General features: G+C 42.0%; 10 protein-coding genes. 8 read left to right on the forward strand and 2 right to left on the reverse strand.

Annotated features, from left to right (window positions below):
* Positions 1–61 precede the first annotated feature (61 nt).
* Positions 62–1,318: a tRNA epoxyqueuosine(34) reductase QueG gene (queG, locus tag RAH45_RS03020; protein ID WP_306495471.1), complete on the reverse strand. Its 1,257-nt coding sequence runs from the start codon at positions 1,316–1,318 to the stop codon at positions 62–64.
* Positions 1,319–1,512: 194 nt separating this feature from the next.
* Here queG and RAH45_RS03025 point away from each other — a divergent pair, with 194 nt between their 5' ends.
* Positions 1,513–3,294 carry an NAD(P)H-hydrate dehydratase gene (locus RAH45_RS03025; RefSeq protein WP_306495472.1) on the forward strand — a complete coding sequence of 594 codons (1,782 nt, stop codon included), beginning with the start codon at positions 1,513–1,515 and terminating at the stop codon, positions 3,292–3,294.
* Positions 3,295–3,402: 108 nt separating this feature from the next.
* Here the strand turns inward: RAH45_RS03025 and RAH45_RS03030 are convergent, their stop codons facing one another.
* Positions 3,403–3,882 (reverse strand): DUF4124 domain-containing protein, encoded by a 480-nt coding sequence (locus RAH45_RS03030; protein WP_306495473.1) that lies wholly within the window; start codon positions 3,880–3,882, stop codon positions 3,403–3,405.
* An 841-nt stretch (positions 3,883–4,723) separates the two neighbouring features.
* Between RAH45_RS03030 and RAH45_RS03035 the strand changes: the two genes are divergently transcribed.
* From RAH45_RS03035 to RAH45_RS03065, 7 genes are all read left to right on the forward strand, one after another.
* Positions 4,724–6,556: an acetolactate synthase 3 large subunit gene (locus tag RAH45_RS03035; protein WP_306495474.1), complete on the forward strand. Its 1,833-nt coding sequence runs from the start codon at positions 4,724–4,726 to the stop codon at positions 6,554–6,556.
* Positions 6,556–7,053 carry an acetolactate synthase small subunit gene (ilvN, locus tag RAH45_RS03040; RefSeq protein WP_068408422.1) on the forward strand — a complete coding sequence of 166 codons (498 nt, stop codon included), beginning with the start codon at positions 6,556–6,558 and terminating at the stop codon, positions 7,051–7,053. The genes RAH45_RS03035 and ilvN overlap by 1 nt, the downstream gene beginning before the upstream one ends.
* Positions 7,054–7,187: 134 nt before the next feature.
* The gene (gene ilvC, locus RAH45_RS03045) at positions 7,188–8,204 is read left to right on the forward strand and encodes a ketol-acid reductoisomerase (RefSeq protein WP_068408420.1); all 1,017 of its coding nucleotides are present in this window, start codon (positions 7,188–7,190) and stop codon (positions 8,202–8,204) included.
* A 297-nt stretch (positions 8,205–8,501) separates the two neighbouring features.
* Entirely contained in the window at positions 8,502–8,927 is a 426-nt protein-coding gene (locus RAH45_RS03050; protein ID WP_068408418.1) for a hypothetical protein, read from the forward strand.
* 367 nt (positions 8,928–9,294) lie between these two features.
* The gene (locus RAH45_RS03055) at positions 9,295–9,507 is read left to right on the forward strand and encodes a cold-shock protein (protein ID WP_068408416.1); all 213 of its coding nucleotides are present in this window, start codon (positions 9,295–9,297) and stop codon (positions 9,505–9,507) included.
* Positions 9,508–9,800: 293 nt separating this feature from the next.
* Positions 9,801–10,376 (forward strand): DUF421 domain-containing protein, encoded by a 576-nt coding sequence (locus RAH45_RS03060; protein ID WP_306495476.1) that lies wholly within the window; start codon positions 9,801–9,803, stop codon positions 10,374–10,376.
* A gap of 523 nt (positions 10,377–10,899) precedes the next feature.
* A complete protein-coding gene (locus RAH45_RS03065; protein ID WP_144297715.1) occupies positions 10,900–11,649 on the forward strand; it encodes an electron transfer flavoprotein subunit beta/FixA family protein in 750 nt (249 codons plus the stop codon).
* Positions 11,650–11,699 lie beyond the last annotated feature (50 nt).

Raw genomic sequence — 11,699 nt, forward strand, 5'->3', positions numbered from 1 at the left:
AATAAAAATGCCTCTTAATATAATTAGAGGCATTTTTTTTGGTCTTTATTTTCCATAGAATTTACGGTTTTAAATTTTCTAATTTTTCCTGTTGTTCTTTAATTGCCCAATGGATATGATCGTCTAGCATGGCATTATGAACGCCTAATTTTGCTTGCAGCTGAGTAATTATTTCCGTACTACCATCTGCATTGCCAAGACCAATGGCGATATTGCGTAAAAAATTCACGTAACCGGTGCGTCTAAGCGGACTGCCTTCGGTTTTTTTCATAAACTCCGCTTCTTGCCATTGCCATAGCTCAAGTAAACTGCTGTTATCAAGATTATGCCTTGGGGAAAAATCTTCTACTGGGGTAATATTGGCATAGCGATTCCACGGACAAATAAGCTGACAGTCATCACAGCCAAAGATGCGATTACCGATGGCACGGCGATATTTGCTGTCAATAATGCCGTCGTGTTCGATGGTAAGGTAAGAGATACAAGCAGAGGCTTTAAGCTCATAGGGCGCAATAATTGCTTGCGTAGGGCAGACGTCAATACAGGCGCTACAACTGCCGCAATGCTCCTTGACCGGTTCGTCATCAGGCAGCTCAAGACTCATAAATAGCTCGCCTAATACAAAAAACGAGCCAGCTTGCTTGTTTATGAGCAAGGTATGTTTTCCCGTCCAACCAAGACCGGACGCATCGGCAATAGGACGCTCAAAGATAGGCGCAGAATCGCTAAAGGGGCGAAAAATAAAATCCTGCTCTGAGCCAATATTAAGATGCTGCCATTCAGGTAGCATGGCTTCAATTTTTAATGCCAGTTGCTTTAGGCGACTGCGCATGGTCTTATGATAATCACGCCCCCTAGCATAACGGGCGATGATACCTTGATTGGGATAAGCGTTATCAGTGACTGCGCGCGGCGTGGGAGTTTGGGTTAAATAATCCATGCGCACGCTGATGATGGTTTTCGCGCCTTCTACCAATTGCTCAGGTTGGGCCCGCAGATGATGGTTATGATGCATAAACTGCAATTGCCCCTCATACCCTTTTGCCAGCCATTGCTTTAGATGTTCTGTTTGCTCGATAAATAAAGGATGATGCACCGATAAAAAACCACAGTCAGCAAATCCTAGGCCTTGCGCTTGGGCTTTAATCCATAGTTTAACCTCTGCTGGTGTAGCAAAGCTTGAGGCATTATGAACGGCAATTCTTGCTTGCTCTACACGATTAGGCGCAGACGCCTGCGCTGCCAAGTTGTGAGCATCTGAGGTCTGTGCGTCTGGCTGTGTCGATTGAAGTTGTTTAGGTTGGGCTTTGCTATTCATAATGCGCTATAAATGATAATGTGAATAGCAGTATGATAAGCCAGTGAGCGACGAGCGCAAGTAGCAAAACCAATAAATCTGTATTTATACCAAGCTGTAAGCTCTCGTAAAATCTAATAGAGCTGATACCACCCATACATTACCTTATGATTAAAATAATAAAACCAGCCAATAAAAATAAGCGAGGATGAACCATGCCAGTAGCAACCGATGTATCCACAAAAACGACCATACCAGTAGCGTTGTATAGTAGTCAGCAGATTTATGCTATGGAGCAGGCATGGTTTGGCGCAGGTCATGATAGTTTTGGATTAATGCAGCAGGCTGCATGGCAGATGGCACATTATATTGTGGTGCTTTATGAGCAAAAAATTCTTAATCCTCATTCCTCAGCACTTACTAACACTGATAATCGCAATAATTGTTCGCCTCGAGTAAGTATTTGGGTTGGAAAGGGTAATAATGGCGGTGATGGTTGGTTGATTGCTTATTATTTGCAGCAAATAGGCTGGCAAGTACAAATCATCACGGTTGGCTTTGATAAACAAGTTTTTGCGATAGCTGAGACAACGCAGTCATCTAACAAAGAAGCTTCTTTATCTGATGCCAACCAAGCTCTACAAATAGCGCTGTCTGCTAACTGTGATTATTTACGCTTTGAAGACATCAGTTCTGATGACAAGCAAAACGTAAGTGAGCAGCTACAAGCCGACGTCTACGTCGATGCGTTATTTGGTATAGGTTTAGATCGCGCGCCTGATGGTATTTATAAACAGGCAATTAATAGTCTTAACGATGCTGCGCAGTACAACGGCGCTTTGGTTATTGCGGTTGATGTGCCCAGTGGCTTGGTTGCTTCTACTGGGCAAGTATTCGACCAAGTAGCTGTAAACGCTGATGCGACATTATGTTTGATTGCGCGCAAATTTGGCTTGCATACTAACGATGGTATGGATTATAGCGGACAAGTTATTGACATTCCGCTCATACCTTATCAAATGGCTAGTAAAGAATTTAAGCCAATTGCCAAGCTACTGACAGCAGCTTATCCATTAAATCCACGCCGTCAAAACAGTTATAAAGGCAGTTACGGGCATGTATTGGTGATTGGCGGTAATCGCGTTGATAGCTCGCAGGGCATGGGCGGTGCTGCTATCCTCTCGGCTTCAAGTACGATGGCGACTGGTGCGGGTAAAATTACCGCCGCCTGTCATGAAGCATTTCATGGAGCGCTATTAACTTCATTGCCTGATGCGATGACCATCAATTTACACGATACAGATGGCGTAAAAAACCTCATCCAAGAAGCCAGTGTTATTGCTATCGGCATGGGACTTGGCCGTGATGACAAAGCAAAAGCGTTGTTTATAAATTATATCCAAACGGCGATAGAAAACAGCAAACCAATAGTGATTGATGCTGATGGTCTATACCATTTGGCAACATTGCAGGCAGAGCAGCATAAACTGGTTACACAGCTAAAAGCGTATAGTAGCGAACATCAAGTTTGCCTAACACCGCATAGTGGTGAAGCGGCAAGATTGTTGAATAAAGAGGTCAATGAAGTAGAAGAGGATAGGCTAGCCATGATAAAACGGTGCGCCAAAATCTATGGCGGCGATTGGGTGCTAAAAGGCGCAGGGTCGTTAGTGCTAGAGCAAAAGGCTGAGGAAAGACAGATTTACGTTTGTGGCGTCGGTAATGCCGGGATGGCAAGCGCTGGCATGGGCGATGTGTTATCAGGCGTCATTGCAGGTCTGCTAGCGCAAAAGGATTTGACCGAAGAAGCGCGTAGTTTGCACCAAGCGGTTCTGCTTCACGGTCTGGCAGGCGACTGCTTAGCGGGGCAGGCAGAAAATTTAGAAAGTCTTAGCCATACTCATAATTGTCGCTCATTATTGATCGGCCAACGAGGCTTGCAAGCACAGGATATGCCCGTTGCTATCCGCCATATTATGCACCTGATAACTGACTGAATCATCAGTTATCAGTATCAATGACTAACGTTGAATAGAGCAGTGATGGTATTATTCAAAGGTATATGAAGACCGAGTTTAGGTACCATTACAATATTGATTGATGGCTTACTGTACACGCTCGCGTTTTAGCTCAATTTCACGGCCATCTAAATATTGACGTTTACCATTGGTATCCATCTCGTAGATACGCCCACCAACATTTAGGTTGGTTAAATTATTGCGTAATGACTGGCAACGCTGAGCATTCGCCTGTGCTTCTTGTTCTTTAATGCGCGCCTCTAGCTGAGCCACGCGCTGTTCTTCAGCACTTTGCGGAGCCGCTTGATTGGCTTCGGTTTTCCCTGCCAATTGTCCGGCGTTACTTTGTCTGCCGTCACTACGAAACTCTATCACTTCAATATTTCTACCGTTTTGCGGGGCGTGTTGGCTGTACTTCACCTCGCCATGCGCGCCGATAGATTTATAAACCTGAATGGCATGACTGGCATTGATTGGCAGCATGAGCATACACGCCGTGCTGATACTTAGAAGCAGTTTGGTAGCGGTGTTCACACGAAACGCAGATGCCATGGTAACAATTGCCATAGTGACAATCCTCTTAATAGGTAAGAAACGGACGTATTTATCAGATAAGGATAATATTTAATCGTCTCGATAACAATATAAATACACTAGCGTTTGATTTTAGCAAATAATACTTATAGATGTACATTATTTAATAACTAATAGTTAGGGATAGGGTTTAGAAGTTTTTCTTGACAAAGGTGCTTAAACCATCGAATATAATAGCAGTTGATTGGTCAGTGAGCGGCTTTTATAAAATTGCCGTGGCACTTGAAAATAAGGACTACGGGTTGCTTATCAGTAGCTTGCTCAGTTTTATTTTCTTTGTGACAATGATATGGAATAAAATGCCATTATCCTAATGCGTATTCAAAGCTGTATTTATTGTCTGCGGACTTATCTGTCTACAATGACTAAGATAAACTTATTATTACTGTAGTTCGTAAGATTTGGCTGTAATAAAAAATAGGGCGCAATGTGTAGTTTTAACAACAACTCATTAAATAAGTTATAAGATTTAGCGATCCTATAGCGTGTCAATATTATTGAGAGTCGTTTTATATCCTGCCTCCCTTTATTTATCACTGTCGTAACTTGGTATTCTCAAAATAATAAGCCTCTTTTATAGGTGCATTCGCATCTTGTCATTGTCTGTCGATAAAATCCTGCCACAAAGCTGACCCTACATATATTGCTGTGTTTGAGGGCCATGCTGTTCTATATAACAGTGTTACTTGAATATAGTAGGCACACATTCTTGATATGGATAAGAATCCCAAGTCTTCTTTATAAGACCAATAACCTTGTAAAAACGGTGTTTTCTTTTATAAATGAGCGACCATTCTTACCACAAAAAAAGGTGATGACAGTGACGCAAACCACGCAAAGTCCGAATATGACTGGACATACCCAAACGGGTAATGCCGCCAAAAATTTTGAAGAAAAGCAACAACGCCTTGCAGAAGGTAGCGAGCAGCCTGTGATGTTGTCTGGCGCTGAGATGTTGATGCAGGCACTGACCGACGAAGGGGTCAAATATATTTTTGGCTATCCAGGCGGCGCCGTTCTACATATCTATGATGCCTTGTTTCAACAAGAAAATATTGAGCATATTTTAGTGCGTCATGAACAAGCAGCCGGCCACATGGCAGATGCTTATTCACGCGTGACCGGTCAGACAGGTGTGGTGCTCGCGACCTCAGGTCCAGGTGCGACCAATACCGTGACGGCAATCGCCACCGCGTTTATGGATTCTGTGCCGATGGTGGTTATTTCAGGTCAGGTACCTAGTAGCCTAATCGGTGAAGATGCCTTCCAAGAAACCGATATGGTCGGTGTATCACGTCCTATCGTCAAGCATAGCTTCCAAGTGCGCCATGCTAGCGAAATCCCTATGATTGTCAAAAAAGCCTTTCATATCGCTCAGTCTGGACGTCCAGGCCCAGTAGTCATTGACGTACCAAAAGATATGACAGCGCCAAGTGAAAAATTTGCCTACGCTTATCCAAAAGATGTGTTTATCCGCTCGTATCAGCCCTCACTAAAAGGTCATAGCGGTCAAATTAAAAAGGCCGTTGAAACTTTATTGTCAGCACAGCGTCCTGTTATTTATGCAGGCGGCGGGGTCATTTGGAGTAAAGCCAGTAAAGAGTTGACTGAGCTTGCTCATCGCTTAAACTTACCAGTTACCAATACCTTAATGGGTTTGGGTACTTTCCCAGGTTCTGATAGTCAGTTCTTAGGCATGCTTGGGATGCATGGCACCTATGAAGCCAATATGAGTATGCATCACGCTGATGTCATCTTGGCAATCGGTGCACGTTTTGATGACCGCGTGACCAATAATGTCAAAAAATTCTGTCCGAATGCCACGATTATTCATATCGATATTGATCCGGCATCCATTTCAAAAACCATTAATGCCCATATTCCAATCGTTGGCGATGTTAAAGCGGTTTTGACCGATATGTTAGAGATCATCGGTGATGATAAAGAGCTTGAGCAACATGCCTTGTTAGATTGGTGGTCACAAATTAATGAATGGCGTACGCGTCATGGTCTACGCTATGACACCAATACCGATAATGGTATTAAGCCCCAAGCGGTGGTGCAAGCTTTGGATAAAGTAACCAATAGTAACGCCATTATCACCAGTGACGTTGGTCAGCATCAGATGTTTGCCGCGCTTTATTATACTTATAATGAGCCCGGTCAATGGTTGAATTCCGGCGGATTGGGCACCATGGGTGTGGGCTTACCTTATGCCATGGCGGCAAAACTTGCCAATCCTGAGCGCGACGTGGTGTGTATTACTGGTGAAGGCTCTATTCAGATGAATATTCAAGAGTTATCAACCTGCTTACAATACAACTTGCCAGTCAAAATTTTGAACCTAAACAATGCACAGTTGGGTATGGTTAAACAATGGCAAGACATGCTGTATGAAGGCCGTCATGCGCAGTCTTATATGAACTCACTACCAGACTTTGTCAAATTGGCTGAAAGCTATGGTCACGTCGGTATTAAGATCACCGATCCTGCGACTATGGAGGCACAATTGGCTGAAGCTATGGCTATGACTGATAAATTGGTATTTATCGACGTTTATGTCGATCGTAATGAGCATGTTTATCCGATGCAAGTCGCTGGGCAAGCGATGCGTGATATGTGGTTAACAAAAGGGGAGCGTACCTAATGCAACAACAACATCTGATTTCGGTATTGATGGAAAACGAAGCGGGTTCGTTGTCGCGGTTAGTCGGCTTGTTCTCCCAACGCGGCTATAACATCGAGACGCTAAATGTCGCCCCTACGGATGATCCAAGTATCTCACGTCTGACGGTCACCACCATTACCTCGCCTGAAAGAATTGAGCAAATCACCAAGCAATTGCATAAATTGATTGAAGTGGTTAAAGTGCTCAATCTAACAGACAATGTGCACGTCGAGCGCGAGCTGATGCTCATTAAAGTACGAGCGTCGGGCGGTGTACGTGAAGAGATTAAACGCAGTGCTGATATTTTTCGCGCTCAAATCGTTGATGTCAATTCTAACCTCTACACCATTCAAATCGTTGGTGATAAAGCCAAGCTTGACGGCTTTATCGATGTGATTGGTCGCGAGCGCATTATGGAAGTGGTGCGTTCGGGTGTCATTGGTATTGCACGCGGCGAAAAAACCCTAAGCTTATAATTTTATAATCGTTATTAAAAATCTTAATTTATTATCAACAGCGCGCTCATTTTAGCCAATACTTTAGAGTTTCGGTTAGAGCAGAAGCGCTTATTATCCATGGCCAGCCATGTTTTAGGAAAAGGACTCTATTTATGAACGTTTATTATGACAAAGACTGTGACCTATCAATCATCCAAGGCAAAAAAGTTGCCATTATTGGTTACGGTTCACAAGGCCATGCACACGCGTTGAATTTACAAGACTCAGACGTCGATGTCACCGTTGGTCTACGTGCCAATTCTAGCTCATGGAAAAAAGCGGAAAACGCGGGCCTTAAAGTTGCTGAAGTAGAAGAAGCGGTAAAAGCGGCTGACGTCGTGATGATTTTGACCCCTGATGAGTTCCAAAAACAGCTTTATAGCGATGTGATTGAACCAAACATCAAAGAAGGTGCCACCCTTGCTTTCGCTCATGGTTTTGCGATCCATTACAACCAAGTAGAGCCACGTAGCGACCTTGACGTTATTATGGTGGCGCCTAAGGCACCAGGTCATACCGTACGTTCAGAATTTACCAAAGGTGGCGGTATCCCAGATTTAATCGCTATCTATCAAGATGCGTCTGGTCAAGCTAAGCAGTTAGCCTTGTCTTATGCTGCTGGTGTTGGTGGTGGTCGTTCAGGCATCATCGAAACGACCTTTAAAGATGAAACCGAAACCGACCTATTTGGTGAGCAAGCGGTACTTTGTGGCGGCGCGGTTGAGCTGGTAAAAATGGGCTTTGAAACCCTAACTGAAGCCGGCTATGCTCCTGAAATGGCTTACTTTGAGTGCTTACATGAGCTAAAGCTTATCGTTGACCTCATGTATGAAGGCGGTATCGCTGATATGAACTATTCAATCAGCAACAACGCTGAGTACGGCGAATACGTGACTGGTCCAGAAGTGATCAACGAACAGTCACGTGAAGCGATGCGTAATGCGCTAAAACGCATCCAATCTGGTGAATACGCAAAAATGTTCATCAGTGAAGGCGCAACCAACTATCCTTCAATGACTGCCCGTCGTCGTAACAACGCTGAGCACCAAATCGAAGTGACTGGTGCGAAATTGCGCGGCATGATGCCTTGGATTGGTGGCAATAAAATCATCGATAAAGACAAAAACTAATTTATTAGTGAATGGTTAAGCAATTAAGCAATAATCAAATCTCTATCATTTTAGTTATCTAAAAATCAAAACCCATGTTATCACTCGATAGCATGGGTTTTTTAATGGCTAGCAATTCAATAATCTAGAGAAAGTTGCCACCGTAATCACTTGTTAGTGGTTGAAAACTCTTTATTACTGCCTCATATAAGCAGACTTGCTTATTTTATTTAAAAAAATACTAAAACCAAACGCTAAAGAATGATCTGAGCGCTTGATTTTTTATTCTTATTCTTTCTTGATTACAGGTTGTCTGTTGTGCAAATACCAAGTCCTAACTGGCTGACGCCGCAATTTATCTACATTACTCTGAGCGCTGTGGTAGCAGTATTGATTTGGATAGAAGGCGAGATGCTCAAGCGCAACCAAGGTAAGCTGCCGCAATCTAAGTTCTTTCGCATCAGCTCTTTACTTGATACCGCTTGGTTCTTTGTCTCTACTCTGGCGTTGTACGTCATTGATTTGGCGCCGTTGGCCATTGCCGTGCCAGTCGCTTATAGCATCTATACCATCTACGGCTGGATATATGGTACGCGTCTGCTCAAGCGCAAAGGCATACCAGACTCACCGAAGGATTTGGTGGTGCCAGCTAAATATATCGCCTATAGCCAATCCTTTTCTTTGATATTTTTTGCCTTGTGTCTACTGGTTTTATTATCGCCCTGGTTACCGCTACCTGCATAACAATGTTTTAGCGTTTAGATGGTATTTTTGGTTGTTGTGCTATTAAGAGTATCGTAAATTAATTTTTTTAGCTTAGATACTATAAAATAACCATTAAAATCAATTATTTAAATAATAAATATTTATTTAATGATAAAGCTGACAGAAGGCCGCGGTTTTTTACAAAAAAAAATAATTTAACCTGTTGCAGTTTAGAAAAGCTGCTATAATCAGCTTGTACTCATAGGATTTTAGGCAAGAGCTTGAGGTTATCTTCTAGATAAATCAAGGGTTTAAGCCGATGCGCTTAGCAAAAAACACTTGAGTATATATCAATTAATCGGTGATGACACACGTCTCGCCAACAGTTAAAGAGTTAGGAAAATTTATGTCAGAGAAAGTTGAAGGCACTGTAAAGTGGTTTAATGAAGCTAAAGGTTTTGGTTTTATCGCTCAAGACAATGGCGGACAAGACGTATTCGCTCACTACAGCGCTATCCAAGGTAACGGTTTCAAAACTCTAGCCGAAGGCCAAAAAGTGTCTTTCATCTTAGGTGATGGCAAGAAAGGCCCACAAGCTGAGCAAATCGAAGCTATCTAATCTTAGTGATTATTGAGTAAACTGATTTATTAGCCAACTTGATACCATAAAGATGATCGATAAGTATTGATTCCTTTGTTTGTTAAAACAATAAAAATACTGTTTAGACTTTAAAAAAAAGCAACCATTCATCAGGTTGCTTTTTTTATGATATTTTTTTAAGAAAATGACTTAAATTCTGTAAGTTTGGACAAAGCGTGATTATTTATTTTTGACAATAACGCTGTTATCTTAATAGAGGATTAGTTTAAAAAAGTTTTTAGGCATTAATACCAAATAAAAAAGGCGAGTGTATGCAGTGGGAAAAATGGTTTGCGATTGAATGGCAGCAAATAGTTGGCATTTCACTATCGGCGCTTGGATTATACTTGGGACTCATTTTGTTTACGCGGTTGATGGGGTTACGCAGTTTTTCCAAGCTTTCAAGCTATGATTTTGCCATGACTGTTGCTATCGGTAGCATACTGACGTCAACCATCTTATCTGACAGTCCATCTTTGTCACAAGGCTTAGTCGCCGTTGCGGTATTGTTTCTTATTCAAGGTACCATCTCTGTCATCAGGCGTAAGTCTAAACCTCTAAAATCACTGATTGATAATCAAGAAATTATCTTAATGGCGCACGGAGAGTATTTTTGCGATAATTTAAAAGAAGCCAATCTGACCAAAAATGACGTGCAAGAAGTATTGCGTAAGAACGGATTGAAATCAAAAAGCGAAGTATTCGCTGTTATTATGGAAACGACTGGCGATATGAGTGTCATTAAGCAGGATAGTACCGCGCCTGACTGGTCGTGGTTTGACGACATTCGTGACAGCCATTTGCTAATTAATTCTAACAATAAACTTGATAACCCGCCTAGACAATAAAAAGTCGGAAGATGAAATCATAGTAAAGTAGGCAGTAATTACAAAGCTGCCTCTGTTATAAAGGACGGTCGAGTTAGCGTATTCGAGCAAATTAACTCTCTATTTAGGCTCTTATAGACAGTTTTTGCAACAATGGTGACAAATTTATGACGCATTATTCACGGCGTTGTCTTGACCTTAGTCCTGAGCTCACGCAAGATAGACGGGTCTGATAATAACGGTTGGCTTAGCTTTAGCAGGATTTAATCGTTTACTGATATACTTTTGTTATTGGTAAATACTTAGATGAGTAAATACTTAGATGAGTAAATACCGATAATAAATCACGACTAGCGAATAATAAATATGATGCCGCGATATCTTGGGTGAGCGGCTTATACATATTTATGTTTAAATCTATGCTAATGTGGTAAAAACCTTTAGTAGTATTTTGAACGACAATTTGCACCATAGTTTGAAAAAAATGAACCTTTGGTTCTTAATTGGTAATTTTTAATTCATAACATTAATAAACGAGGAACGTATGAAAGCATTAGTAGCGGTCAAGCGTGTCATTGATTACAACGTAAAAGTTCGTGTAAAAGCTGATAATTCGGGCGTAGATTTATCTAACACTAAAATGTCAATCAACCCCTTTGATGAAATTGCTGTTGAAGAAGCCGTTCGTCTAAAAGAAGCGGGCGTGATTGATGAAGTCATCGTCGCCTCAATCGGTCCAAAAGAATCACAAGAGCAAATTCGTGCAGCTTTAGCCTTGGGTGCTGACCGTGGGATTTTGGTCGTATCTGACGAAAAACCTTATCCATTACAAGTTGCTAAAATCCTTAAGAATATCGCTGAATCTGAGTCTACGGATATTATCTTATTGGGCAAACAAGCCATCGATGATGACAACAACCAAACTGGCCAGATGCTAGCAGCATTGATGGGTATCGGTCAGGGTACTTTTGCGTCAGAAGTAAAAGTTGAAGGCAGCAAAGTCAACGTCACGCGTGAAATCGACGGTGGTCTGCAAACCCTAGCACTTGAGCTACCAGCGGTTATCACCACTGACTTACGCTTAAATGAGCCACGTTATGCAAAATTGCCTAACATCATGAAAGCAAAGAAAAAGCCACTTGATGAAAAAACACCTGCTGATTTCGGTGTCGATATGACTTCTAAGCAAGAAATTATCAAAGTCGTGCCACCTTCTGAGCGTAAAGCGGGTATCAAGGTAGGTTCAGTTGACGAGTTGGTCGATAAGCTAAAAAATGAAGCAAAAGTTATCTAAGGCGTGAGTCTTTTAATATTTTGCTACGGCATATCTTGTGCAAAATGATG

The sequence above is a fragment of the Psychrobacter sp. van23A genome, assembly GCF_030845275.1.
In the GTDB taxonomy this organism is placed as follows: Bacteria; Pseudomonadota; Gammaproteobacteria; order Pseudomonadales; family Moraxellaceae; genus Psychrobacter; species Psychrobacter faecalis.

What these genes read in the sequence shown, in the direction of transcription:
- queG (WP_306495471.1), bottom strand. Translation starts at nt 1,318, where the DNA reads ATGAATAGCAAAGCCCAACCTAAACAACTTCAATCGACACAGCCAGAC.
- RAH45_RS03025 (WP_306495472.1), top strand. Translation starts at nt 1,513, where the DNA reads ATGCCAGTAGCAACCGATGTATCCACAAAAACGACCATACCAGTAGCG.
- RAH45_RS03030 (WP_306495473.1), bottom strand. Translation starts at nt 3,882, where the DNA reads ATGGCAATTGTTACCATGGCATCTGCGTTTCGTGTGAACACCGCTACC.
- RAH45_RS03035 (WP_306495474.1), top strand. Translation starts at nt 4,724, where the DNA reads ATGACAGTGACGCAAACCACGCAAAGTCCGAATATGACTGGACATACC.
- ilvN (WP_068408422.1), top strand. Translation starts at nt 6,556, where the DNA reads ATGCAACAACAACATCTGATTTCGGTATTGATGGAAAACGAAGCGGGT.
- ilvC (WP_068408420.1), top strand. Translation starts at nt 7,188, where the DNA reads ATGAACGTTTATTATGACAAAGACTGTGACCTATCAATCATCCAAGGC.
- RAH45_RS03055 (WP_068408416.1), top strand. Translation starts at nt 9,295, where the DNA reads ATGTCAGAGAAAGTTGAAGGCACTGTAAAGTGGTTTAATGAAGCTAAA.
- RAH45_RS03060 (WP_306495476.1), top strand. Translation starts at nt 9,801, where the DNA reads ATGCAGTGGGAAAAATGGTTTGCGATTGAATGGCAGCAAATAGTTGGC.
- RAH45_RS03065 (WP_144297715.1), top strand. Translation starts at nt 10,900, where the DNA reads ATGAAAGCATTAGTAGCGGTCAAGCGTGTCATTGATTACAACGTAAAA.